The sequence below is a fragment of the Bacillus sp. FSL R5-0709 genome, from assembly GCF_038004785.1.
Classification (GTDB): domain Bacteria; phylum Bacillota; class Bacilli; order Bacillales; family Bacillaceae_G; genus Bacillus_A; species Bacillus_A mycoides.
In genome coordinates, this window is the sequence record NZ_JBBORT010000001.1 from 3974221 (window position 1) to 3998431 (window position 24211).

At 36.4% G+C, this 24211-nt stretch carries 26 protein-coding genes and 1 riboswitch; of the genes, 5 read left to right on the plus strand and 21 right to left on the minus strand.

Going from position 1 to position 24211, the window contains the following annotated elements:
- Nucleotides 1–69 precede the first annotated feature (69 nt).
- The 3 genes from MKX37_RS20240 (at nucleotide 70) to MKX37_RS20250 (ending at nucleotide 3929) form a co-directional block, all read left to right on the plus strand.
- A complete protein-coding gene (locus MKX37_RS20240) occupies nucleotides 70–321 on the plus strand; it encodes a DUF3932 family protein (protein ID WP_050000326.1) in 252 nt (83 codons plus the stop codon).
- A 177-nt stretch (nucleotides 322–498) separates the two neighbouring features.
- A riboswitch (M-box (ykoK) riboswitch) is annotated at nucleotides 499–666 on the plus strand.
- Nucleotides 667–997: 331 nt separating this feature from the next.
- Complete coding sequence (gene mgtA / locus MKX37_RS20245) at nucleotides 998–3703, plus strand: magnesium-translocating P-type ATPase (protein ID WP_078421740.1); 2706 nt, start codon at nucleotides 998–1000, stop codon at nucleotides 3701–3703.
- Between the two features lie 76 nt (nucleotides 3704–3779).
- Nucleotides 3780–3929: a hypothetical protein gene (locus tag MKX37_RS20250; protein ID WP_162208024.1), complete on the plus strand. Its 150-nt coding sequence runs from the start codon at nucleotides 3780–3782 to the stop codon at nucleotides 3927–3929.
- On the opposite strand, the gene MKX37_RS20255 is transcribed toward MKX37_RS20250, so the two are convergent.
- Nucleotides 3922–5160 (minus strand): DNA polymerase IV, encoded by a 1239-nt coding sequence (locus tag MKX37_RS20255; protein ID WP_002088539.1) that lies wholly within the window; start codon nucleotides 5158–5160, stop codon nucleotides 3922–3924. The two genes, MKX37_RS20250 and MKX37_RS20255, sit on opposite strands and share 8 nt — an antisense overlap.
- 142 nt (nucleotides 5161–5302) lie before the next feature.
- Between MKX37_RS20255 and MKX37_RS20260 the strand changes: the two genes are divergently transcribed.
- Nucleotides 5303–5509, plus strand: coding sequence for a hypothetical protein (locus MKX37_RS20260; protein ID WP_002129020.1), 207 nt, complete (start codon nucleotides 5303–5305; stop codon nucleotides 5507–5509).
- A 51-nt stretch (nucleotides 5510–5560) separates the two neighbouring features.
- Here MKX37_RS20260 and MKX37_RS20265 read toward each other — a convergent pair whose 3' ends face one another.
- Both MKX37_RS20265 and MKX37_RS20270 read right to left on the minus strand, forming a co-directional pair.
- Nucleotides 5561–6679 carry a tripeptidase T gene (locus MKX37_RS20265; protein WP_002015107.1) on the minus strand — a complete coding sequence of 373 codons (1119 nt, stop codon included), beginning with the start codon at nucleotides 6677–6679 and terminating at the stop codon, nucleotides 5561–5563.
- Between the two features lie 127 nt (nucleotides 6680–6806).
- Entirely contained in the window at nucleotides 6807–7352 is a 546-nt protein-coding gene (locus MKX37_RS20270; protein ID WP_002015105.1) for a GNAT family N-acetyltransferase, read from the minus strand.
- Nucleotides 7353–7540: 188 nt separating this feature from the next.
- On the opposite strand from MKX37_RS20270, the gene prli42 reads away from it, so the two are divergent.
- A complete protein-coding gene (gene prli42, locus MKX37_RS20275) occupies nucleotides 7541–7633 on the plus strand; it encodes a stressosome-associated protein Prli42 (protein ID WP_000549036.1) in 93 nt (30 codons plus the stop codon).
- Nucleotides 7634–7723: 90 nt separating this feature from the next.
- Here the strand turns inward: prli42 and MKX37_RS20280 are convergent, their stop codons facing one another.
- From MKX37_RS20280 to yqiS, 18 genes are all read right to left on the minus strand, one after another.
- Nucleotides 7724–7963: a DUF3894 domain-containing protein gene (locus MKX37_RS20280; RefSeq protein WP_002088543.1), complete on the minus strand. Its 240-nt coding sequence runs from the start codon at nucleotides 7961–7963 to the stop codon at nucleotides 7724–7726.
- A 64-nt stretch (nucleotides 7964–8027) separates the two neighbouring features.
- Nucleotides 8028–8588, minus strand: coding sequence for a L,D-transpeptidase (locus MKX37_RS20285; RefSeq protein WP_078421742.1), 561 nt, complete (start codon nucleotides 8586–8588; stop codon nucleotides 8028–8030).
- A gap of 16 nt (nucleotides 8589–8604) precedes the next feature.
- Nucleotides 8605–9573, minus strand: coding sequence for an aromatic acid exporter family protein (locus MKX37_RS20290; protein WP_002033971.1), 969 nt, complete (start codon nucleotides 9571–9573; stop codon nucleotides 8605–8607).
- A 100-nt stretch (nucleotides 9574–9673) separates the two neighbouring features.
- Nucleotides 9674–10396: an amino acid ABC transporter ATP-binding protein gene (locus MKX37_RS20295; protein WP_002088545.1), complete on the minus strand. Its 723-nt coding sequence runs from the start codon at nucleotides 10394–10396 to the stop codon at nucleotides 9674–9676.
- Nucleotides 10389–11048 carry an amino acid ABC transporter permease gene (locus MKX37_RS20300; protein WP_002067073.1) on the minus strand — a complete coding sequence of 220 codons (660 nt, stop codon included), beginning with the start codon at nucleotides 11046–11048 and terminating at the stop codon, nucleotides 10389–10391. Before MKX37_RS20300 ends, MKX37_RS20295 begins: the two co-directional genes overlap by 8 nt.
- A 36-nt stretch (nucleotides 11049–11084) precedes the next feature.
- Nucleotides 11085–11864 carry a transporter substrate-binding domain-containing protein gene (locus MKX37_RS20305; RefSeq protein ID WP_002129023.1) on the minus strand — a complete coding sequence of 260 codons (780 nt, stop codon included), beginning with the start codon at nucleotides 11862–11864 and terminating at the stop codon, nucleotides 11085–11087.
- Nucleotides 11865–12115: 251 nt separating this feature from the next.
- Nucleotides 12116–12529, minus strand: coding sequence for a BrxA/BrxB family bacilliredoxin (locus MKX37_RS20310; protein WP_002008492.1), 414 nt, complete (start codon nucleotides 12527–12529; stop codon nucleotides 12116–12118).
- Between the two features lie 144 nt (nucleotides 12530–12673).
- Nucleotides 12674–13081 carry a YjdF family protein gene (locus tag MKX37_RS20315; protein ID WP_002129024.1) on the minus strand — a complete coding sequence of 136 codons (408 nt, stop codon included), beginning with the start codon at nucleotides 13079–13081 and terminating at the stop codon, nucleotides 12674–12676.
- A 122-nt stretch (nucleotides 13082–13203) separates the two neighbouring features.
- Entirely contained in the window at nucleotides 13204–13668 is a 465-nt protein-coding gene (locus tag MKX37_RS20320; protein WP_002129025.1) for an NUDIX hydrolase, read from the minus strand.
- 70 nt (nucleotides 13669–13738) lie between these two features.
- Nucleotides 13739–14443, minus strand: a complete 705-nt coding sequence (locus MKX37_RS20325; protein WP_050000322.1) for a DUF421 domain-containing protein — start codon at nucleotides 14441–14443, stop codon at nucleotides 13739–13741.
- A 106-nt stretch (nucleotides 14444–14549) separates the two neighbouring features.
- The gene (locus MKX37_RS20330; RefSeq protein ID WP_033731238.1) at nucleotides 14550–15728 is read right to left on the minus strand and encodes an FtsW/RodA/SpoVE family cell cycle protein; all 1179 of its coding nucleotides are present in this window, start codon (nucleotides 15726–15728) and stop codon (nucleotides 14550–14552) included.
- Between the two features lie 340 nt (nucleotides 15729–16068).
- Nucleotides 16069–17382: a dihydrolipoamide acetyltransferase family protein gene (locus MKX37_RS20335; protein WP_078421743.1), complete on the minus strand. Its 1314-nt coding sequence runs from the start codon at nucleotides 17380–17382 to the stop codon at nucleotides 16069–16071.
- Nucleotides 17383–17397: 15 nt separating this feature from the next.
- The gene (gene bfmBAB / locus MKX37_RS20340) at nucleotides 17398–18381 is read right to left on the minus strand and encodes a 3-methyl-2-oxobutanoate dehydrogenase subunit beta (protein WP_000290070.1); all 984 of its coding nucleotides are present in this window, start codon (nucleotides 18379–18381) and stop codon (nucleotides 17398–17400) included.
- Nucleotides 18382–18394: 13 nt separating this feature from the next.
- A complete protein-coding gene (gene bfmBAA, locus MKX37_RS20345) occupies nucleotides 18395–19396 on the minus strand; it encodes a 3-methyl-2-oxobutanoate dehydrogenase subunit alpha (protein WP_002167697.1) in 1002 nt (333 codons plus the stop codon).
- A gap of 27 nt (nucleotides 19397–19423) precedes the next feature.
- The gene (gene lpdA / locus MKX37_RS20350; protein WP_002015090.1) at nucleotides 19424–20845 is read right to left on the minus strand and encodes a dihydrolipoyl dehydrogenase; all 1422 of its coding nucleotides are present in this window, start codon (nucleotides 20843–20845) and stop codon (nucleotides 19424–19426) included.
- 4 nt (nucleotides 20846–20849) lie between these two features.
- Nucleotides 20850–21953 carry a butyrate kinase gene (gene buk, locus MKX37_RS20355; RefSeq protein WP_002088555.1) on the minus strand — a complete coding sequence of 368 codons (1104 nt, stop codon included), beginning with the start codon at nucleotides 21951–21953 and terminating at the stop codon, nucleotides 20850–20852.
- An 87-nt stretch (nucleotides 21954–22040) separates the two neighbouring features.
- Nucleotides 22041–23141, minus strand: coding sequence for a leucine dehydrogenase (locus MKX37_RS20360; RefSeq protein WP_002015088.1), 1101 nt, complete (start codon nucleotides 23139–23141; stop codon nucleotides 22041–22043).
- Nucleotides 23142–23176: 35 nt separating this feature from the next.
- Complete coding sequence (gene yqiS / locus MKX37_RS20365; RefSeq protein ID WP_002033959.1) at nucleotides 23177–24076, minus strand: phosphate butyryltransferase; 900 nt, start codon at nucleotides 24074–24076, stop codon at nucleotides 23177–23179.
- Nucleotides 24077–24211: the final 135 nt, after the last annotated feature.

The following is a 24211-nucleotide window of genomic DNA, read 5'->3' on the forward strand; positions in this document are numbered from 1 at the left end:
AAAAAATTTAGCTATCGTTCGTATTTTGTGGTAAAATGATTGTACTACATTTTAAGGGAGCGTTTTATTATGAAAGAAGTATTTCGTTTACAAACTGATTTTTCATCTTCATTTGATCGCTGGGTAAGTTCTTTCGTTTCTGATCACCCAGCACAATTAGAATGGACGACTTTAAAAGAATTAATCCATGAATATACAACATCACATACAAATGAGACGTTACCAACATATATTTCTTCAGCTTTAACATATTACGCACAACGCGTTTCAACAACAAGTAACTCAGAAATTGTTATTTTTGAAAATCCTCCAATCTCATAATCTATAATAAAAAGCACTGTAATCAGTGCTTTTTATTTATGTTCATTAAAGTATTTATTTTCCCGCCTTATTTCCTACTATATAGCCACCATAAATCTATTTGATTTTTCAAAAAAATAGATCGAAAAGATATTGACACTACGATTTTACAGTGCTAATATTCAACGTGTAATTGAATATGGTCTCTGTTAGGTGAGGCTCCTGTATAGAGAAACGCTGCTGCCCAAAAATGTCGAGAGACGCCAATGGGTCAACAGGAAAGGTCGGAATGAAGGCCTTTCTTAACGTAGCTGGTTTCAGTACCTATGCTATACAGTGCTAAAACTCAACGAGGGAGAGGTGCGTATGTTTTGTCATACACAAAAACTGTTTTTATCTATGTTTACTAACAGTCTTTGTTGTTGACTCTTTTTAACTATGAATTCAGACCTTTACTCGTTTTGAGTAAAGGTCTTTTTTATATCTTTATGCACCCTACTATGAAACAAACATAGCATATTCAGAAACTATTAAATTGTACGGAGGTGAGGAACAGTGTCAAGTGATGATTCGGCCCAGATACCCATATGTTTTACATTTATATTTCATCATGTAGGTAGGAAAGAAGCTGTTCCTCCCTGTTTAAAATAGTCGAGTAACAGATTGTTTCCTCCTTCATGAAAAGGAGGAACTACCAATGTTAAATTTACAAAAACAAGAAACGAAGCATGCTTACGATCAAGATAGCATGAAAGCAAATAACGAATTATTAGTGGAAGTTGCAACACAGGATGTAAACTCTGCGTTAAAACTCTTAGAAACAACACAAGATGGACTCTCTAAACAAGAAGCGTCTCGTAGACTTTCTTTATATGGTCCGAACGAAATCGCTCATAATAAAACATTGCCGTGGTACATTCAATTTCTGCTGGCATTTAAAAATCCATTTATTTTTGTTTTGTTAGCTCTTGGAGCACTCTCTTTTTTCACAGATGATATACAAGGAACAATTGTCGTATCTGTAATGGTACTGCTAAGTGCAACGATTCGCTTTTTACAAGAATTCCGCTCTCAGAAAGCGGCGGATAAGTTAAAGGCTATGGTTCGAACAACTGCGAGTGTCTTTAGAATAGATGGATTTGTACACGAAACAAAAAACGTAACAAATTTAAATCGAAATTACACAACAGAAATTCCAATTGAAGAACTTGTACCTGGCGATATTATTTCACTTTCAGCTGGTGATATCGTGCCAGCTGATGTGCGTATTTTATCCGCAAAAGATTTATTTGTTAATCAGTCTTCTTTAACCGGGGAAGCACTTCCTGTAGAAAAATACGAAAACTGCTACCATACGGAAAATAAACATATATTACCGAAAAACATGAAAAAAAATTACAATCCGCTCGATATGGAAAACCTTTGCTTTATGGGTACAAATATTGTTAGCGGTAGCGCAAAAGCTGTTGTTGTTTCAACTAGTACGGATACGTATTTCGGCTCTTTAGCAAAAAAGGTTATCGGAAAACGTGCAGAAACAAACTTTGATAAAGGCGTAAACAAAGTAAGTTGGCTCTTAATCACATTCATGCTTATTATGGCACCCATTGTCCTTCTCATTAATGGATTCACAAAAGGAGATTGGCAAGAAGCTTTCTTCTTTGCTATTGCTGTTGCAGTTGGCCTTACACCTGAAATGCTGCCAATGATTGTAACTGCTAATTTAGCTAAAGGCGCCGTGAACATGTCTAAACAAAAAGTAATTGTAAAACAGCTCAACTCAATTCAAAACTTAGGTGCTATGAACATTCTTTGCACAGATAAAACTGGAACTTTAACAGAAGATAAAGTTGTCCTAGTTCGTCATTTAGATCCTAACGGAAATGAATGCGATCGTGTATTACACTTTGCCTATTTAAATAGCTTCTATCAAACTGGATTGAAAAATTTAATAGATAAAGCTGTTATTGAACATACAGAGGAGAACCATAAATTTGATCCATCAGCTTTTCAAAAGCTAGATGAAATTCCATTCGATTTTGCTCGGCGTCGCATGTCTGTCATCGTGAAAAATATTTTAGGTGAACATACAATGGTTTGTAAAGGTGCCGTAGAAGAAATTTTATCAATTTGTAACTACACTGAAGTTGATGGACAAATTGTCCCTCTCACTGAAGAAATGAGAGTAAATGTAAAACATCTCAGCGAAACTTTAAATAGTGAAGGAATGCGTGTCATCGCTGTAGCATACAAGAACGATAACAAACCTTATCATAAAGCTTATGCAGTACAAGATGAATCTACTATGATCCTTACTGGATATATCGACTTTTTAGATCCACCTAAACCATCTGCTGCTTCTGCAATTCAAGCATTGCAAAAACATGGCGTACAAGTGAAAATCTTAACAGGCGATAACGAAATTGTTACAAAAAAAGTTTGTAAAGAAGTGGGATTAAATATAGGTGAGCCTGTCCTCGGTTACGAAATTGATTCTTTACCAGATAAAACATTAGCAACACTGGCAGAAGAAACAACAGTGTTCGCAAAACTAAATCCAATGCAAAAGTCCCGCATCATTCGCGTATTGCAAGGTAATGGTCATACTGTAGGTTATATGGGGGATGGTATTAACGATGCCGTTGCACTACGTGATGCTGATGTTGGAATATCTGTTGATACTGCTACTGACATTGCAAAAGAATCTTCCGATATTATTTTACTTGAAAAAAGTTTAACTATATTAGAAGCAGGTATTTTAGAAGGACGCACTACTTTCGGCAATATTTTAAAATATATAAAAATGACAGCTAGCTCTAACTTTGGAAATGTATTTAGTGTATTAGTGGCAAGTGCTTTCATTCCATTTTTACCGATGCTTGCAATTCATCTCTTAATTCAAAACTTACTTTATGATATTTCACAGCTTTCAATTCCATGGGATAAAATGGATAAGGAATTTCTAGAGAAGCCTAGAAAATGGGATACTGCAAACTTGCGTAACTTCATTATTTGCATCGGTCCAATTAGCTCTATATTCGATATTATCACATTCGTTGTCATGTGGAATGTGTTCGGTGCAAATACACCTGGAGAACAATCGCTATTCCAATCTGGTTGGTTTGTCGTTGGGTTGCTAACTCAAACATTAATTGTCCATATGATTAGAACACAGAAAATTCCGTTCATTCAAAGTACAGCATCAATACCAGTTCTTATATTAACCGCTTGTATTATGGCAATCGGAATTTACATTCCATTCTCACCACTTGGTGCAGCAATTGGTTTACAAGCATTACCACTAAGCTACTTCCCGTGGCTCATAGGAATATTATTAGGCTATGCTTTCTTAACACAATTCCTGAAAAAGCTTTATATTAAAAAATTCCACAGCTGGTTGTAAAAATGAGAATGAGTGGGTATTTCTCACTCATTCTCAAAAAATATAACATGTACTTATATGTATGGAGGTAACCATGATGATATGGTATGACATCGTATTAAGGTTATTTATAGCAATTATTGTAGGAGCTTGCATCGGAATGGAAAGACAATGGAGACATCGAATGGCCGGACCCTCTCTTCCATCTAAAAAAGAAGGGTTTAAATCTCTAAAACCTTCTACATAAACTTATTTTCTAATTTTTGCTGAAACGACTTTTCTTGCTTACGCAATAATTGACTACCTCTCTGTAAAAGAGGTGTTCCATACTTTTCATTAATTTGATCAATAACAGCAAGTAACGGCTCTTCTTTCGCATCTTCTTCGAATGAAAACAAATCTAACTGTTTCACTGATTCTGTCTTCCACTCTAATTCAGTAGCTGTAACACCTAACAGGCGAACAGAATCACCATCCCAGTGTTGCTTCCATAAACGTGATGCTGCTTGGAAAATAACCCGTTCTTCCCATATTGCATTTTTCAATTGTTTACTCCGTGTTACCGTGCGACGATCATGGTATTTAATCATAATTTGAATGTTATAACTAACGAGAGTTCGTTTTTGTAGCCTTTTGCTTACTGATTTCGATAATCTTTCTAACATATCAAGTAATTCTTTTTCTTCGTCCATATCCTTTGAGAAAGTCATCGAATTTCCAACGCTTTTATGTTGTCCCATTTGATTCGGATCAACTTCCCTGTCATCCATACCTTTTGCACGTTTTTGTAAATCAACACCGTGCTTTCCAATTTTAGCGCGAATGATATGCTCGTCTCCTTTTGCTAACTGTTCAATTGTATGTATATGAATGTCTTTTAGTTTTTCAGCTGTTTTCTCTCCGATTCCATGCATCTCTGCAACTGATCGTGGCCAAATAATTTCTGGGATATCACGTTTTCGAAGTACTGTAATTCCAAGAGGTTTTTTCATATCTGAAGCAGTCTTTGCTAGGAAAAGGTTTGGGGCAATCCCAATGCTACATGGAAGCTGTAACTCTGTTAGTAACGCTTGTTGAATCATCTTCGCTATTTCAAGAGGCGAACCGAGCGCATAGCAATCTGTAATATCCAAATACCCTTCATCTATAGAAAACGGTTGTATTTTTTCTGTAAAACGGGAAAGAATTTGAAACATTTGAAATGAAGCTTCTCGATATAATGTAAAATTAGGGTGCCTCACAACTAATTGCGGGCATAATCGCTTCGCTTCCCATAGAGGCATCGTCGTACGTATTCCATATTCTCTCGCCTCATAACTACATGTTATGATAATCCCTTTTCTCTCTTTTTCATTCCCCGCAATCGCTAATGGCTTTCCTTGTAATGATGGGTCATGAGCAATTTCGACAGATGCGAAAAAACAATTCATATCTACATGTAAAATAACACGTCCATTTTTCGGATACATTTCTCGCATACTACTCACCCCTTAAAGAACATTTGTTCCTTCATTATATCAAATTTCTTTACACGTTATAATAATTATTGGCTTTTCTCTATCTATTTTTTGCTATACTGCACGTAACAAATGGATATTATTGTAAAGGAGGTGAATCGTTATGAAACAACATAATAAACTCAATTATGTATTTATTATTATTATAGTAATCCTTGCGATTAATTATTTGTTACTTCCCCTTTTTAACATTAACATTTACGCTTTAGGAATCTTCTCTCATTTCATACGTTTTGCAACAACTTATGTACTTCCGTGGGTCTTCTTATATTGGCTTATCCGCCTTGTGAAAGCAATTGAATCAAAATAAAAAAAGACGTGTAAACCATAATTGGTTCACACGTCTTTTTGACTTTATTACTTACTTCGCTACTTCTTCGATAATAGCTACAACTAATTCTGCTGTTTTCGCTAATTCTTCAACAGGAATTTTTTCATTTGTTGTATGAATTTCTTCATAACCAACTGCTAAGTTAACTGTTGGGATACCATGTCCTGCGATTACGTTCGCATCACTTCCGCCACCACTTTGGTGAAGAGAAGGCGTACGACCAATGTTTTCAGCTGCACGTTTCGCAACTTCTACAACGTGATCGCCAGCAGCAAACTTAAATCCTGGATACATAACGTTTACTTCAACGTCTGCATGACCACCCATTTCTTTTGCAGTTGTTTCAAATGCTTCTTTCATTTTTGCAACTTGTGCTTCCATTTTCTCATTTATTAAAGAACGAGCTTCTGCAAAGATTTGAACATGATCGCAAACGATATTTGTTTGTGTACCACCTTCAAAACGTCCAATATTTGCAGTTGTTTCAGAATCGATACGACCAAGTGGCATCTTTGCGATTGCTTTTGCTGCGATAGTAATTGCAGATACACCTTTTTCTGGTGCTACGCCAGCATGAGCTGTTTTCCCGCGAATAATCGCATTCACTTTCGCTTGTGTTGGCGCTGCAACTACAATTTCACCAACTTTTCCATCACTATCTAATGCATAACCATATTTTGCTGTAATGCGCTCGCGATCTAACGCTTTTGCGCCAATAAGACCAGATTCTTCTCCAACTGTAATAATAAATTCAATTTTACCATGAGGAATGTTTTTCTCTTTTAAGACACGAATTGCTTCAAACATAGATGCTAATCCAGCTTTGTCATCGGCTCCTAAAATTGTAGTACCATCTGATACGATATATCCATCTTTAATAGAAGGCTTAATTCCATTACCAGGAACTACTGTATCCATATGAGAAGTGAAATAAATTGTATCAACACCGTCTTTTGTTGCTGGTAAAGTACAAATTAAGTTACCTGCACCATGACCAGTCACACCCATCGTGTCATCCTCAAATACTTCTACACCTAAAGCAGTAAATTTCTCTGTTAACACTTTGCAAATTTCTGCTTCAAATTTTGTTTCAGAATCTACTTGTACTAACTCCATAAATTCATTTACTAAACGTTCTTGATTAATCATAAGACTGCGCCTCCTGCACTACCATTATGTATATAACAACATTAATTATAACAGAATTTCGCAAAAGTTTCGAAATACAAGACAAAAAACAGATGGTTAACACATCTAGATACCCATCTGCCTTCTATTACTCGTTTAACAATACCCAGCGCATATGATCTTCCCAGATGCCATTTACCATTAGCATTTTTCGAGATACACCTTCATATTGAAATCCTATCTTCGTCACTACTTGTATAGATGCTAAATTTCGTGGCATAATTGGTGCCTCTATACGATGTAAATGAAATTCTTCAAAGGTAACTTGAATTGCTTTTCTAAGCGCTTCTGTTGTGTAACCTTTATTCAATTCTTCCTTATCTAATTTATAACCGAGTACACAAGATTGATAAATTCCGCGAACAATTAGATTAAATGAAATACATCCAATAATTTTTGTATCATCACCCTTTTTAAAAATCCAAAGCCTGATAATCTTGCCTTCCGCGAACTCTTTTCTATCCTTTTGTAACTTTTTCTTTTGATAATCTAACGTGAAAAACCCCTCCGGTCTATACTCTTCCCACGCTTTTAAAAATTCACGATTTTTGTCGTAATATTGAAGAACTTTTTCCGCATACGACTCATCAATTTCTCTTAAATGTAAACGATCTGTCTCGTATATTTTCATCATTGTATCTCCATTCTTCAGCTTGCATAAAAAAAAATTAATAATCTATCTTTTAACATATTCTCTACGTATGCTCAAATTTCCTGTAATATTTTGCACCCCCTTCCCGAATTTTGTCCTTTCTCTCCCCTTGTCCACAATTTCATTTCTCGTTACAATGAAATTGTACTGATTTGCAAGGAGGTTTAACGATGCATAAAAAAGCTCAAAAAATTATGGTTTATATAATGCTAATTTCTATGCTTGTAACAACATTACTTACTGGCGCAAGTATGTTTTGGTAAAAAGGACGATTCACTCGTCCTTTTTTTACTGCTTACACATACAAAATAGACCATCTCGAAATCGAGATAGTCTATCTTGTAATGAACATTTTATTTTATATATATTACAATTGCTACAATGCTAAAGGAAAAGGCCATTACAAGTGCTATTACAAAACTTGTATATTGTTTCTGCTGAAATGCCCCAATAACAAAAGTAAGATTGAGTAATGCCATAAATACAATCGCTACAACGTAAGAACATATATTAAAAGTTGCCAATATGAATGTAATAACAAATAGAAAACCAACACAAAACTGCATGTAAGAAATTTTTGGATTTAAATACATATGAGCAACCCCTTTACTCAATTATCTTTATATATTCTCATTAACGCATGGTTATGTACACATGTCAAGACAACTTATAATAAAAGAAAAAGCCAACCGTTTCGTTGACTTTTCCAAATACTATGGCCCCTTTTTCCTTCGCCAATTGCTGAAATGTTTTTTTCGATTTCACAATCGATACTTTCGTTCCAATTGGAATACGATCAAACAAATATTCCACATCATGTTTCTTCATTCTTATACATCCTTGCGAAATATATTTTCCAATTGAACTAGGCTGGTTTGTCCCGTGTATCCCATACTTACTTCCATCCGTTCCTCTTGCATTAAATCCCATCCACCTCGATCCAAGTGGATTTTTTGGAGAGCCCCCAGGAATATCCTTCGCAATATAATAGGGATCCTTCGCCTTCAATACAATGTCAAAAGTTCCTTCTGGGGTTAATTCATTTGTTTTCCCTGTCGCTACTGAAAAAACCTTTTGGATCTTCCCATCATCGATGTAAGCTAGTTTATTCGTTGCTTTATTTACAATTATAAAAGGATCTCCAGCACGTGGGTTATCACCAAGAGGCCAGATCGGTGATAGAGAAAGACATAATAATAAAGAAAGAAGATACGGCATATATAGTTCCTACCTTCTAAATAAGTTCTTTTATATTATCCTTTCCCTTAAAACGACTTTTAATGAGTAAATATTGCTCCATCTCATAAACAAGTTGAACAAGTTTTGCACGTATTTCAAATTCTTCTCGCGAGACTGGTAAAGGCATTTCTCTAAATACTTCTCGCATTTCTTGAAGTTGTCTTAACGAAATGACCCCTGTACTTTCAGGTCGAATAGAATTCCCTATATTTTCAATTACGTCTGCAATCATATCAGCTTGTTCATACGTCCAAGATAGTGATGCAGCTAATGGTATCATGCGCTCCAAAATTTCAAATTGTTGCATACGCATATCAAAATACCGATAATAATAGTCATCTTCACGCATAAATTCATTCTCAAGTTTTTTAAATGATAAATCTTTCGCTTCTTTCAGCATCATTTCTGTTTCAATTAATTCGGCCCCACTCCAATTACTATCTCGATTCCGTAAATAAACGACCATTTCAAACAAAATCGTTCTGAAATGCTCTTCTATTTTTCCTTGATACTCTTTCAGTTTATTCTCACTGCTTGGCATGTACATGTTTACTAATAAAGCGACACTAATTCCAATCGTTAATATAGCAATTTCATTACCAACTATAGACCATGTAATTTGCTTTAATGAATACAGATGCATAACGATAACCGAACTCGTGACAATCCCTTCTTGAATTTTGCACATAACTGCAGTTGGAATAAAGGTAAGCAGTAATACGCTAATCGCTAGTGGTGTATAACCAATCGTTTCAAAAATACAAAACGCAAATACCATCGATAATACACAAGCTAAAAAACGGTGCAACGATACTTGAACGGATTTTCGTTTCGTATTTTGCACACATAAAATGACTAAAATACCAGCTGAACTATAAAATTCTAATCCTAATAACTGAGCAATAAAAACTGCCGCTCCCGTTCCAAGCGCTGTTTTCACTGTTCTATATCCAATTTTAAACATATCATTACTCCTATATGTATAAATGTATTTAAAAATAGTATAAAAAAAGGATGACGCAATGTCATCCTTTTCTACCTATTATTCACGTACCCTTCACATATTACAATATCTTTTGCAAAAATTCTTTTGCACGGTCACTTTTTGGTGCTGTAAAAAACTCTTCCGGATTACTATCTTCTACGAGCTTTCCACCATCTAAAAAGAGAACACGGTCTGCTACTTCTTTTGCAAATCCCATTTCATGTGTAACGATTGCCATCGTCATTCCTGTCGTAACTAATGATTTCATAACTTCTAACACTTCTTTCACCATTTCTGGATCTAGCGCAGAGGTAGGTTCATCAAATAACATAACTTCCGGTTCCATCGCTAACGCTCTTGCAATTGCTACACGTTGCTTTTGTCCTCCTGAAAGACGATTTGGATATGCATCTTTCTTATCTAATAACCCCACTTTTTCTAGAAGTTTCTCAGCTTTTTTTTCAGCTTCTTGCTTCGTTACTTCTTTTACATTGATAGGAGCATACGTAATATTTTCTAATACAGTCATATGAGGGAATAAGTGAAAATGTTGAAATACCATTCCGACATTTTCACGAACGTGCATAATATTTGTTTTCGGATTCGTTACTTCTTCCGTTCCAATCCAAATGTGACCATCTGTCGGCGCTTCTAATACATTCATACAGCGTAAAAACGTTGACTTTCCAGATCCAGACGGTCCAATAATTGCAACAACCTCTCCTTTCTCAATCGTTGTTGTAATTCCTTTTAATACTTCATTTTTCCCAAATGATTTATGAAGGTTGTCAATTTTAATCACTTTTCTTCATTCTCCCTTCAATGGCTTTCCCGACTAATGTAAGAATAATTACTAATATATAATAAATAAGTCCAACAAAAAGTAATGGCTCAAGATATTTAAATGTTTCACCACCTACAATATAAGCACGGCGCATTAAATCAGTCGCTCCTATTACGGTTACTACAGCCGACTCTTTCGTAAGTGTCGCAAACTCATTCACAAGTGCTGGTAATATATTTTTTAAAGCTTGAGGAAAAATAATATTTCTCATCATTTTACTGTACGGAATACCTAAAGCCATTGCTGCTTCTGTTTGTCCTTTATCGACTGCTTGAATGCCGGCACGAATTACTTCTGACATATATGCACCTGAATTTAAGCTAAATGCAAGTACAGCTGCTAAAAAGGCCGGTATCTCATAACCCATCATTTGCGGAACACCGAAATAAATAATCATTAATTGTAATACTAGCGGTGTGCCACGAAATATTGACGTATAAATATCTGCTGCAATATTTAATACTCGTATTCTAGCAATTTTGCAAAGTGCTAATAACGTTCCTAAAATAAATCCTACCACAGCTGATGCAGCTACAATTTTCAATGTAACTTCTAATCCCTTTAATATATATGGTATTGAAGGCGTAATTGCCGAAAAATCTAGATTCATCCTTTTCATTCCCCTCACAGAAAAGTGAAAGGCAGCTTATTTTCCGCTGCCAAACCATTTCTTCACTAATTTATCCATTTCTCCATTTTCTTGCATTTTCTTAATTACTTTATTAAATTCTTCTGTTTTATCACTATTTTTCGGAAGAGCAATTGCTGCACCTACTTCTTCTGGTGCTTCTTGAATTTCAATTCCTTGTAGCTCTTTCATTTTTTCTAAATAATTTTTTGCAACTGTGTCTTCTATAATTGCAGCGTCAAAACGACCAGCTTTAATTTCTTGTACGATTTCTGGTATACGGTCACGTCCCTCAGCTTTGAAATCGACTTGTTTCTGAAATTCTTTTGCCTTTTCTTCTTGAATTGATCCTGTTTGTACTCCTACTTTTTTCCCTTTTAAATCTTCTAACGATTTAATATTAGAGCCCTTTTTTGAAACGATCATATTTTTTGCAACAAAATATATATCTGTGAAATCAGCATTATTTTTACGCTCTGCAGTTGGCGTCATACCCGCCATAACGAAATCAACTTTTCCTGAATTAAGAGATGCTAATAATCCGCCGAAATCCATGTCTTTCACTTTCACTTCGTATCCAAGTTCTTTTCCGATATATTTGGCAATATCAACATCAAAGCCGATAATTTCATCACTTTTTGAAGCTTCTACGTATTCATACGGTTTATAGTCTGCTGACGTCCCCATAACGAGTACTTTTTTATTTTTTCCAGTAGCCTTTTCTTCCCCATTACTACAAGCACTGAATATACTTACAATTAAAATAAGTGCAAACGATATTGATAACAACTTCTTCATCTTTCTTCCCCCTAATAATGTATATTTAAAAGTTTAATAGAATATTTATTCGATGTTTGTATTGTATCAGCACTTTCATTTTTATGCAATATTTAAAATAAAAATAAATAAAAAAACAGCATTAAAGCTGTTGTTAATGCATGAAAATATGCATAAAACAACAACTTCCTGCATGTTTAATTATTTTAAAAACTAAATAAAAAAGGCGGTACATCCACTTCATTGTGGACGTACCGCCTTTTCGCTTGTATTTATAGTTCTTCACAATTCTCTTCGAAATAAGATTGTAGTTTTGCAATAACTTGCATTGGTTCATGACCTTCAATTTCATGACGTTCTACCATCGTTACAATTTTTCCATCTTTTAATAAAGCGAATGATGGAGAAGAAGGTGGATATCCTTCGAAATATTCACGAGCTGTTGCTGTTGCTTCTTTATCTTGACCTGCAAACACCGTTACAAGATGGTTAGGACGTTTATCATAATGTACGGAATGCGCAGCAGCAGGACGAGCAATACCACCTGCACAACCACATACAGAGTTTACCATTACAAGTGTTGTTCCATTTCTTTTAAACGCTTCTTCTACTGCTTCCGGCGTCGTCAATTCTGTATATCCAGCAGAGACAATCTCTTCACGCGCTTGGCGGACAACATCATTCATAAAAAAGTTAAAATTAATCAATCTTTTCCCTCCTCTAAAACTATCTATTTGTATCTTACCAGTTAATGTTTATGAAATACAAGTAAGTTTACTTGTATTTAGGCATAGAAAAGGTGTTAGAGCCCTTGCTCTAACACCTTTTTTTTAATGGCCACGATGCTTTTGCTTTGCTTTTTGTACTTTAATTAAACGTCTTCTTTGTTTTTCAGCTTCTCGCTTCTCTTTAGACTGCACTTTCTTTTCTTGTTTATACAATTCATAAGATAAACTAATCGCTTCTTGTGCCTTAGTAAAACGCTTTACATTTACTTCTTTTGCCGCTTGTCGTATGATACGTTTTATATTTTTGGGACGCTGTTTTTCTTCCACTTCCACACCACATTTTGCAACATGCTGGAAATATGCTAACATTGGACCATTCACAAATATAAGTACTTCTTCGTCTGAAGGTTCCGTTCCAAAAATATACCTTGCTCCATACAACTTCCCTTTTTCTTTACATGTAATAATTCCTACAAAAAATTGACCATCGTGATATACTGTCAAATCCATTGACAGCCCCTCCTTTAAAAAAATTAGAAATACTGGACATCCCGGAGGGGAAGGTTACTGACATAAAATCATGCGTCTGGACTACCAACCAGAGCTGTGTTTTTGTATTTCTTTCACTATTATTATATCTCTTTTTCCATAATCTTCATATATTCACCAATCATTTTTTTATGCGATCCTACAATATAATCAGGTAGCTCTGTTACCGGGAAGAATTTAAGCTGAACCGCTTCTTCTTTATTCATAACAAAATTCCCTTCGTATTCATCGGTATAATAGGCTGTCGTTACGGATTGAAACTCATCACCGTTTGTTAATTTTGAAAAATAGTTCGCTCCAGAAAATACATTGATTAATCGGAGGTTCTTTACTTCTATTCCTGTCTCTTCATATACTTCACGGTAAGCTGTTTCTTCTGGTGATTCACCAAGCTCCATTAGCCCGCCAGGCAACCCCCATTTTCCGTACGGCTCTGTTCTTTGCTGTAATAATACATATCCACTTTCATTTATAACGAGTACAACAGCACCAACTAAAATTAAAGGGCGATGACCAACTATTTTTCGTAATTCTTCTACATATCCCATCGTATCGCCTCCTTTTTCGTTGTCCACACTATTGTATCATATGTATGAAACGACAAAATGCGTATATTTTTCATTTTTTTAACAAAATATTTATTTTATGTGCTTCATCTACTGTAGCTAACATAATGGATTCAATTTCTGCATTCTTCTCTAGAAATTCTCTCGCCCACTCTTCTGTTTTTCCTACTAAAGCTAGAACATCTTGCTGAATCCTCCCGTCCTTTACTAATACAAAAGAAACTGGAGATCTTCTTCCCGCCACTTTCAGATCAAGCCGCGAAACTGCTTCATATTCTGGATACCGGAATATAGAAACAACACCATTCGCTTCCCACAATGCTAATTTAATCGTTTGAATATCGCTCACATTTCGCATACGAAGTTCCGAAAATAAATATTCCACCGTAATTCTCGCTTTTTTCAAATTGCTAAAATCAATGGAACCATTATGTATAAGAATAATAGGTGCTGGCTCTAAAAAGCGTCTCCATCTATCCCATTTCAACATTAAGACTGAGCTTATAATGTGAAGTACAACGAGTATGAACGTTGTAATCATCGAGCCGAGTAATCCCACTTTTTCATCAGATAATGCGTTAGAAATATTCCCGCCAAGCAATAACACTAATACAACATCTAAAAAACGAAGTTGCGCGATGGACCTTTGCCCCATCGCTTTCGCAACTAATATTAAAAATATGTATGCTATGATAGCCCGAATAACCCATTCACTATTAGAAAGATGCCGTGCCCCTTCAAAAATATGCATATGCATCACTTTGCACTCCTTACCCATCTCAAACTGCTACTTTGTTTTAGTTTGCAACGTTTAAGAGCATATATGTAAAAAAGCTGATTCGTTTTTAAACGAATCAGCTTTTTTACTTAACAGAAAACATATACTTTTTATACGTTTTTCGTACGGATAATATGAGACCCATCATAATCATATTCGAGAACAAGGAACTTCCCCCATATGATAAGAACGGTAATGCAATCCCTTTTACAGGCATTAATCCAACGATCATACCGATGTTTTGGAATATTTGAACCGTTAATATCCCAATTGATCCAGCACATAATAATGTACCGAATAAATTATCAGCAGAATAACCGATAATAATTGTTCGATATAGTAGTAATAAGAATAAGAATACAACTAACGCTGCTACGATAAATCCACCTTCTTCGGCAATTGTAGCAAAAATAAAGTCAGTATGCTTCTCAGGGATATAGACGTTCCCTTCGCCAAATCCTTTCCCTTCCATACCGCCACTACCTACAGCTAAAATCGATTGCTGTGTTTGATAACCTTGATCTGTATGTTCAAATGGATCTAACCAACCTAAAATACGTGATCGTTGGTGAGGTTTTAGTAACATAACTAAATTATTAAAGAAGAAATCCTCATACCTTACGTAAATAAATATTAACGCCGATACTATGGTCACCGGAATAGTTGTACATAACGCTATCAATTTCTTCTGAATACCTGACATAAATAAAATACATGCAATTGCAGCAGCATATAAGAACACCATACCTGTATCCGGTTGGCTATATACAACAGCCGTAGGAGGAATAGCTACTAACATTACCTTTCCTATTAATATTAGGTCTGTTTTAAATGTTCGAACCATATACTGTGCATTATGCTTTACTGCTAAATTTGCTACTAACATAACCAGTGCAATTTTGAAAAACTCCGACGGTTGAATAGATCCAATTACCGGAAACCTAAACCATCTTTTCGCCCCAAGTATTTCAGGTGTAAAGTTTGAAACTGGTAATATCTTCAACAAAATAATCGAAGCAAATGTAGCAATATACAATGGCCAAGATAGTTTTTGTAGCTGATCTGAATCAACACTTGCAACAAGAAGTAACATTACAATCCCAATTATGTAGTTAACACCTTGTTTCAGAGCAAAATTCTCAGCCCCATATTGTCCAGTTTGCTGACTGCTATATATAGCAGCTATACTCGTAACACATAATGCAAACAAAATTAATATTAATTTTACATCTAAACTTTTTAGAAACTCGGTACTTCTTTTCATGACATCCTCCTGAAACATTGTTACAGCAAAATAAAAAACCAGGAGTCAACATTCTTCATGTTTTGACGACTGATTACACATTATCTATAAAACACTTATATAGAATAACTCTCTTTTTCATACAATACAATATATTATACTACAGTTTCGTCAGTAAGATTTGCCAAAAAAATTATTCTTTTCTTATTTTATATCTATATACCATATATCAGCAATGTATTTTCGTAAATTTCTAATACATACTCGTTCATTGTAAGATTGCCGGGAAAAGTGTTGTACATATAGTAGGATGCAAATGAAGAAATAAGATGATAAAAAGCTCGCATAAGCGAGCTTTTTATTAATATACAGATGTATTATTTTCTGACGTATTTTCTAAAATTTCTTTTACACGTCCTAAGAACTTACCACAAATTAAGCCATCTAGTACACGGTGATCAAGTGATAAACATAAGTTAACCATGTCGCGAGCACCGAACATACCATTATCCATAATTACTGGGCGTTTTACAATTGATTCAACTTGTAAAATAGCCGCTTGTGGGTAATTAATAATACCCATAGATTGAACAGAACCGAATGATCCTGTGTTATTAATTGTAAATGTTCCACCTTGCATTTCGTCCGCTTTTAACGATTTCGTACGTACTTTTCCTGCAAGCTCTGTAATTTCACGAGCGATACCTTTAATCGTCTTCTCATCCGCGTGTTTAATTACTGGTACAAATAGTTCGTCCTCTGATGCAACAGCGATAGAAAGGTTAATATCTTTCTTCTGAACGATCTTATCGCCAGCCCACATTGAATTGATTTGAGGATACTCTTTTAACGCTTGCGCTACTGCTTTTACGAAGAAAGCAAAGAACGTTAAATTAAAGCCTTCGCGCTTTTTGAAATCACCTTTAATTGAATTACGGTATGACACAAGGTTTGTCACATCTACTTCAATCATCATCCAAGCATGTGGCGCTTCGTGTTTACTACGTAACATGTTCGCTGCAATTGCTTTACGCACACCTGTTACTGGAATTTCGATATCGCCAGGCATTGTTGGTACAGAAACTGGTTTTACAGCTTCTACTTTTTGTGCTACTGGCGCTGCTTTTGGTGCTTCTGGACGCGCTTCTACTACTGCTACCGCTTCCTCTTTCTTCGCACCTGCTTGCGGAATATTTCCAGATTCCACCAGCTTTAAAATATCTTTACGAGTGATACGGCCATTTGCTCCCGTACCTTCTACTAAATCTAAATCAACATTATGCTCACCTGCAAGTTTTAAAACAGCTGGTGAAAAACGTGGTTTTCCATCAGTTGGTTGTTTTGCTTTCGGTGCTTTTTCAGGCGTAGCTACTTCTGCCTTTGGTTCTTCTTTTGTTTTTTCCTCAACAGCTGTCGCTGCTACTTCATCTGCGCCTTCTACTTGAATAACACAAACTACTTCACCTACAGCTAACGTCTCACCTTCACCAGCGATTAATTCTTTCACAATACCAGTGAAAGAAGATGGCACTTCAGCATTTACTTTATCAGTCATTACTTCTGCAAGCGGATCATACTTGTTTACGTGATCGCCAACATTAACGAGCCATTTACTAATTGTACCCTCTGTAACGCTCTCCCCGAGCTGAGGCATTGTGATATTTTCTACAGCCATGTATAGTCCCCCCGATTAAAATTCCGCAAGTTCACGCATTGCTTTTTCAACTTTATCTGGATTTACCATAAAGAATTTTTCCATTGTTGGTGCATATGGCATTGCTGGAACATCTGGACCTGCAAGACGTGCGATTGGCGCATCTAAATCAAACAGACAGTTTTCAGCGATAATAGCTGCCACTTCACTTATAATACTTCCTTCTTTATTGTCTTCTGTTACAAGAAGAACTTTACCTGTTTTAGAAGCCGCTTCAATAATTGCTTCTTTATCTAACGGATATACCGTTCTTAAATCAAGAATGTGTGCAGAGATTCCATCTTGTGCTAACTTTTCAGCTGCTTGAAGAGCAAAGTGAACACATAATCCGTAAGTGATAACAGTAATATCATCACCTTCGCGTTTTACATCTGCTTTTCCGATTGGTAATACATAGTCATCTTCTGGCACTTCACCTTTAATTAAGCGATATGCACGCTTATGCTCAAAGAATAATACTGGATCTTCATCACGAATTGCAGCTTTTAATAAGCCTTTTGCATCATATGGTGTAGAAGGGATAACAATTTTTAAACCTGGTTGGTTTGCAAACATCGCTTCTACAGATTGTGAATGATACAATGCACCGTGAACACCGCCGCCAAATGGCGCACGAATTGTAACTGGACAAGTCCAATCGTTATTAGAACGATAACGAATTTTTGCTGCCTCAGAAACAATTTGGTTTACTGCTGGCATGATGAAATCAGCAAACTGCATTTCAGCGATTGGACGCATACCATACATTGCCGCACCAATTGCTACCCCAGCAATTGCAGATTCTGCAAGCGGTGCATCAAGCGCACGATCTTCACCAAATTGATCATACAAACCGTGTGTCGCTTTAAACACGCCACCTTTTTTACCAACATCTTCTCCTAAAACGAATACTTTCTCATCGCGTTCCATTTCTTCGCGCATTGCTAATGTAATAGCATCAATATAAGACATTACAGCCATGAAACGTTCCCCCCTATTCTGCGTATACGTGCTTCAATGCATCTTCAGGTGCTGCATACGGAGCATTTTCTGCATATTCTGTTGCTTCATTTACGATATGCATAATTTCGTCTAACATTTGTTTTTCAAATTCCTCAGTTAACACGCCAGCTTCTTTTAAATAAGCTGCAAATGTTATAATTGAATCTTTTTTCTTTGCTTCTTCTACTTCTTCTTTATCACGATAAACACGATCATCGTCGTCACTAGAATGTGCTGTTAAACGATATGATACTGTTTCAATTAAAGTTGGGCCTTCACCACGACGGCCGCGGTTTGCTGCCTCTTTTACAGCTTTATATACTGCAAGCGGATCGTTTCCGTCTATTGTATATCCAGGCATACCGTAACCAATTGCACGGTCTGATACGTTTTTACATGCTAATTGTTTTTCAACTGGAATAGAGATTGCGTATTTATTATTTTCACACATGAAAATAACAGGCAGTTTGTGTACACCAGCAAAGTTTGCTCCTTCATGGAAGTCACCTTGGTTTGAAGAGCCTTCTCCGAATGTAACGAACGTTACTAAATCTTTCTTCTCCATTTTTCCAGCTAGTGCAATACCAACTGCATGTGGTACTTGCGTTGTTACTGGTGATGAGCCTGTAACAATACGATTTTTCTTTTGACCGAAGTGACCAGGCATTTGACGACCACCAGAGTTTGGATCTCCAGCTTTTGCGAAAGCAGACAACATAAGCTCTTTAGCTGTCATACCAAACGCTAGTACAACACCCATATCACGGTAGTATGGTAATGCATAATCTTTCTCTCTATCAAGAGCGAACGCCGCTCCAACTTGTGCAGCCTCTTGTCCTTGACAAGAAATTACGAATGGAATTTTACCTGCACGGTTTAATAACCACATACGTTCGTCAATTTTACGTGCAAGTAACATCGTACGGAACATTTCTAATACTTGCTCATCACTTAAGCCAAGCTCTTCATGGCGCTTTTCTTTTACTTCTGCCATTTTTCATAACCTCCTAAATCCACATTTTTATGCGTGTAACGCTCTTCCATCTACAGCAAGTGCAGCTTCACCAATCGCCTCAGATAATGATGGATGCGGATGAATTGTATGTGCTACTTCCCAAGGTGTTGCATCAAGTACTCTTGCAAGACCAGCTTCAGAAATCATATCTGTTACATGTGGTCCGATCATATGAACACCGAGAATGTCATTTGTTTCTTCATCAACTACAAGTTTTACAAAACCGTCTGATTCTCCGTATACAAGTGCCTTTCCGATTGCACGGAATGAGAACTTACCTACTTTTAACTTATAGCCTTTTTCTTTTGCTTCTTGTTCTGTTAAGCCGACAGAAGCAACTTCTGGACTACTATATACGCATTTTGATACCATAGAATAATCAATTGGTGCAACTTCTTTACCAGCGATATGTTCTACTGCAACAATTCCTTCATGAGAAGCAACGTGAGCAAGTTGCAAGCCACCGATTACATCTCCAATTGCGTAAATATGAGATTCCTTCGTTTGATAAAACTCATTTGTTTGAATGTATCCTTTTTCCACAACAATATCTGTGTTCTCTAAGCCCATATTTTGCGTATTCGCTTGTCTTCCTACAGATACAAGCATTTTTTCTGCTTTAAATGCTTTGTTCTCACCGTTATGTTCAGCTTGAATTGTTACTCCATTATCTTTTACCAATGTTTCTGGTAATACTTTTGCACCAGTTACCACTTTAATACCTTTTTTCTTGAATAGACGTTGCATTTCTTTTGAAACGTCATTATCTTCTAGTGGTAATATGTTTTTCGCATATTCTAATACAGTAACTTCTACACCGAAGTCAGCAAGCATAGATGCCCACTCAATACCAATTACACCGCCACCAACGATAATGATTGAGCTAGGAAGCGTTTCCATTTTTAGGGCATGATCCGAAGACATTACATACTCTCCGTCTAACTCTAATCCTGGTAATGAATTTGGACGAGAACCTGTTGCAACAAGTACATTTTTTGGAATTAACATTTCATTCTCTTCTCCACTTGCAAGTTCAACTGAAATTGTACCTGGCATTGGAGAGAAAATAGATGGGCCAAGAATACGGCCAATACCTTCAAACACATCAATTTTACCTTGTTTCATTAAATGCTGAACGCCTTTGTGAAGCTGCGTTACAATCTTCTCTTTACGCTCTTGTACTTTAGCAAAGTTTAGTTCTACATTACTTGCAATAACTCCGAACTCTTCTCCTTTTTTAGCAGTTGCGTATACTTCCGCACTACGTAAAAGAGCTTTACTAGGAATACATCCTTTGTGTAAACAAGTACCACCAAGATTTTCTTTTTCAACAAGTGCAGTTTTTAACCCTAGTTGTGATGCACGAATAGCAGCAACATATCCACCAGTACCGCCGCCAACGATGACTAAATCATATTCTCTTGCCATTATCTCAACCCCTAGCTACTGTTTGTTTTTCTCGTACAATATATTCTTTTGGAGCTTCTTCTTCACGTAATACACGAAGTGCTCCTTCTGCTAACGCTTGTAATTCATCTTCTCCTGGATGTACGATAACATCTGCAATCCAGTGAACACGTTCTTTTATTTCATCGACAAGAATTTTACTGTACGCAAGTCCACCAGTTAATACGATTGCATCGATTTTCCCGTGAAGTACAGCACTAGCTCCGCCAATCTCTTTTGCAACTTGATACGCCATTGCTTTATAAATAAGAGTTGCTTCAGGATCACCTTTTTCAACCATTTGTTCTACTTTAATTGCATCGTTTGTACCGATAAGACTTACAAGTCCACCTTGTCCGACAAGTTTTTTAACCATTTCGTCTCGGTAATACTCACCAGAAAAACACATTTCAACTAATTGTCCTACTGGTACTGTACCAGCACGCTCTGGACTAAATGGTCCTTCTCCGTTTAAGCCATTATTAACATCGATAACTTTTCCTTTTTTATGAGCACCAACTGTAATACCACCGCCCATATGTGTAACTAATAAATTTAAATCCTCATATTTGTGATTTAATTCATCTGCCACTTTACGAGCAACCGCTTTTTGGTTTAATGCATGGAAAATACTTTTACGTTCCATACCAGCAATACCGCTAATACGAGCAATCGGTTCCATTTCATCTACAACGACAGGATCCACAATGAATGCAGGAATGTTTAATCCAGAAGCGATTTCATATGCTAAAATGCCTCCAAGGTTTGAAGCGTGATGACCGCTAAACCCATTTTTTAAATCTTCTAACATCGCATCGTTTACTGTATACGTACCGCCTTCGATTGGACGAAGTAATCCACCACGCCCACAAACAGCGTTTAATTTTGAAATGTTAATACCATGAGAATGTAGAACTTCTAAAATCGTTTCTTTACGAAACTCATATTGGTCGATAATTCGCTTATATTTTCCAATCTGTTCTACGTCATGACGAATAGTTTCTTCTAGAACGGGTCTTTCATTATCAAAAACACCAATCTTTGTGGATGTACTACCTGGGTTAATAACAAGAATTCGATTTACAGACAATGTTGCTACCTCCACTAATAAATTTAAAAGGAAGTGGAAACCTCATAAGAGGTAACCACACCTTTTGTAAAAGTTATATATGAATGATTAGCGACGGCTAATAATGTCGTGACCGTTGCGTAAGTATGTGCTACGAGAGTTTTTCAAGCTTGCAATGCGCTCTTCAGCTAGACGATCTGCTGCAACATAAGTTGCTATGCCATCGCGTTTTGAAATTTCGATTACTTTTGCAATTGTGTCATAAATAGACTCAACACGTTTTAATGCACGTTCTCTATTGTATCCATATAATTCGTCTGCTACGTTAATTACGCCACCTGCATTAATAACATAGTCTGGTGCGTATACAATACCCATTTCATGAATAAGGTCGCCGTGACGATCTTCTTTTAATTGGTTATTTGCAGAACCAGCGATTACTTTTGCTTTAAGTTGTGGAATAGTTTCATCATTAACTGTTGCGCCTAATGCACATGGTGCGTAAATATCACATTCAACACCGTAAATTTCATTTGGCTCAACTGCTGTTGCACCGAATTCTTCTACTGCACGTTGTACAGCTTCTTTATTAATATCTGTAACGATTAATTTTGCTCCTTCAGCGTGTAAATGTTTGCATAGGTGATACGCTACGTTACCAACACCTTGAATAGAAATTACTCTTCCTTCTAGGTTATCTGTACCAAATGCTTCTTTTGCAGCTGCTTTCATACCACGGTAAACACCGTATGCAGTTACTGGAGATGGGTTACCAGAAGAACCGAATGATGGTGAAATCCCTGTTACAAAATCAGTTTCCTCATGGATAATATCCATATCATCTACTGTTGTACCAACATCTTCAGCTGTAATGTAACGTCCGTTTAGTCCTTGAATGTAGCGTCCTAATGCACGGAACATCGCTTCGCTTTTATCTTTACGTGGATCACCGATAATTACTGTTTTTGCACCACCTAAGTTTAAACCAGCTGCTGCATTTTTGTATGTCATCCCTTTTGCAAGACGCAATGCATCTTCAATCGCCGCTTCTTCAGAATCATATGTCCACATTCTTGTTCCACCAAGAGCTGGTCCAAGTGTTGTATCATGGATTGCAATGATTGCTTTTAAACCAGATTCTTTATCTTGACAAAATACCACTTGCTCATAATCATATTTTTCTAAGTATTCGAAGATTTCTAATGTCATTGTCGTTTCCCCCTAATTGTTTTACCCTATTTGGTTTATTTTGAAGCAGTCGCAACTGCCAATGCTAATGAATATACTTTTGTTTCTGCTGAATCAGCACGTGATGTTAAAACAATCGGTGCTTTAGCGCCAGCAATCATCGCTCCTACCTTTGCATTTGCAAAATAGACGAGTGATTTATATAGCACATTTCCAGCTTCAATCGTTGGGACGAGTAAAATGTCTGCCTTACCTGCTACATCACTTACTATGCCTTTATGTTCTGCTGCAATTTGTGATACTGCATTATCTAAAGCAAGTGGTCCATCAACGACACAATTTTTAATTTGTCCGCGGCGATTCATTTGAGTTAACATCGCTGCATCAATTGTCGCTTGCATCGCAGGATTAACAACCTCTACCGCTGCAATTGGCGCTACCTTTGGCAAATCAATTCCTATTGCCTGGGCAACTTCTACAGTATTTTGTATAATAGCAGCTTTTTGTGTTACATCAGGTGCAATGTTCATCGCTGCGTCTGTAACAAAAATAAGACGATCGTAATTTGGAACTTCAAACGCTGCAACATGTGAAAGCACGCTACCCTTACGAAGTCCCCACTCTTTATTTAATACAGCTTTCAAAATATTTGCTGTTGGGATGTTCCCCTTCATTAGCACATCTGCTTCGCCATTGCTTACAGATTTAACAGAAAGTTCTGCAGCCTCAGCACTTGACGCTGCTGCAATCACTTCAATATGTTCTGAAGTTTGTAACCCATGCTCTTGTAGCATCCCTATTATTTTCTCTTGATTTCCATATAGACGAAATTGAGCTAGCTGTAACTTGATTGCTTTCGCTACAGCTTCAATTACTTCATGATCTTCAGCTACTGCTACAGCCACAGTTTTTTTAGGCTGTCCTGCTGCTTGATCAATTAAGTGTTCTAACTTCATATTTTGTAATCAACCCTTTCCGTCGTCCCTCGTCTATTCATTAAGCAAATACCGTGCCAACTTTCAAAAGTGGTCTTACCAATAATGAAAACGCATTCAAAATGCAGTAAAATCAATACTTTGAAAAACAACGAA

What these genes read in the sequence shown, in the direction of transcription:
- yqiS (WP_002033959.1), bottom strand. Translation starts at nt 24,076, where the DNA reads ATGAAGTTAGAACACTTAATTGATCAAGCAGCAGGACAGCCTAAAAAA.
- prli42 (WP_000549036.1), top strand. Translation starts at nt 7,541, where the DNA reads ATGCATAAAAAAGCTCAAAAAATTATGGTTTATATAATGCTAATTTCT.
- MKX37_RS20290 (WP_002033971.1), bottom strand. Translation starts at nt 9,573, where the DNA reads ATGTTTAAAATTGGATATAGAACAGTGAAAACAGCGCTTGGAACGGGA.
- bfmBAB (WP_000290070.1), bottom strand. Translation starts at nt 18,381, where the DNA reads ATGGCTGTAATGTCTTATATTGATGCTATTACATTAGCAATGCGCGAA.
- MKX37_RS20285 (WP_078421742.1), bottom strand. Translation starts at nt 8,588, where the DNA reads ATGCCGTATCTTCTTTCTTTATTATTATGTCTTTCTCTATCACCGATC.
- MKX37_RS20330 (WP_033731238.1), bottom strand. Translation starts at nt 15,728, where the DNA reads ATGAAAAGAAGTACCGAGTTTCTAAAAAGTTTAGATGTAAAATTAATA.
- mgtA (WP_078421740.1), top strand. Translation starts at nt 998, where the DNA reads ATGTTAAATTTACAAAAACAAGAAACGAAGCATGCTTACGATCAAGAT.
- MKX37_RS20280 (WP_002088543.1), bottom strand. Translation starts at nt 7,963, where the DNA reads ATGTATTTAAATCCAAAAATTTCTTACATGCAGTTTTGTGTTGGTTTT.
- MKX37_RS20255 (WP_002088539.1), bottom strand. Translation starts at nt 5,160, where the DNA reads ATGCGAGAAATGTATCCGAAAAATGGACGTGTTATTTTACATGTAGAT.
- MKX37_RS20360 (WP_002015088.1), bottom strand. Translation starts at nt 23,141, where the DNA reads ATGACATTAGAAATCTTCGAATACTTAGAAAAATATGATTATGAGCAA.
- lpdA (WP_002015090.1), bottom strand. Translation starts at nt 20,845, where the DNA reads ATGGCAAGAGAATATGATTTAGTCATCGTTGGCGGCGGTACTGGTGGA.
- MKX37_RS20250 (WP_162208024.1), top strand. Translation starts at nt 3,780, where the DNA reads ATGATATGGTATGACATCGTATTAAGGTTATTTATAGCAATTATTGTA.
- MKX37_RS20265 (WP_002015107.1), bottom strand. Translation starts at nt 6,679, where the DNA reads ATGATTAATCAAGAACGTTTAGTAAATGAATTTATGGAGTTAGTACAA.
- MKX37_RS20310 (WP_002008492.1), bottom strand. Translation starts at nt 12,529, where the DNA reads ATGAATGATGTTGTCCGCCAAGCGCGTGAAGAGATTGTCTCTGCTGGA.
- MKX37_RS20320 (WP_002129025.1), bottom strand. Translation starts at nt 13,668, where the DNA reads ATGGGATATGTAGAAGAATTACGAAAAATAGTTGGTCATCGCCCTTTA.
- MKX37_RS20315 (WP_002129024.1), bottom strand. Translation starts at nt 13,081, where the DNA reads ATGGATTTGACAGTATATCACGATGGTCAATTTTTTGTAGGAATTATT.
- MKX37_RS20325 (WP_050000322.1), bottom strand. Translation starts at nt 14,443, where the DNA reads ATGCATATGCATATTTTTGAAGGGGCACGGCATCTTTCTAATAGTGAA.
- bfmBAA (WP_002167697.1), bottom strand. Translation starts at nt 19,396, where the DNA reads ATGGCAGAAGTAAAAGAAAAGCGCCATGAAGAGCTTGGCTTAAGTGAT.
- MKX37_RS20305 (WP_002129023.1), bottom strand. Translation starts at nt 11,864, where the DNA reads ATGAAGAAGTTGTTATCAATATCGTTTGCACTTATTTTAATTGTAAGT.
- MKX37_RS20260 (WP_002129020.1), top strand. Translation starts at nt 5,303, where the DNA reads ATGAAACAACATAATAAACTCAATTATGTATTTATTATTATTATAGTA.
- MKX37_RS20270 (WP_002015105.1), bottom strand. Translation starts at nt 7,352, where the DNA reads ATGATGAAAATATACGAGACAGATCGTTTACATTTAAGAGAAATTGAT.
- MKX37_RS20240 (WP_050000326.1), top strand. Translation starts at nt 70, where the DNA reads ATGAAAGAAGTATTTCGTTTACAAACTGATTTTTCATCTTCATTTGAT.
- MKX37_RS20335 (WP_078421743.1), bottom strand. Translation starts at nt 17,382, where the DNA reads ATGGCTGTAGAAAATATCACAATGCCTCAGCTCGGGGAGAGCGTTACA.
- MKX37_RS20300 (WP_002067073.1), bottom strand. Translation starts at nt 11,048, where the DNA reads ATGAATCTAGATTTTTCGGCAATTACGCCTTCAATACCATATATATTA.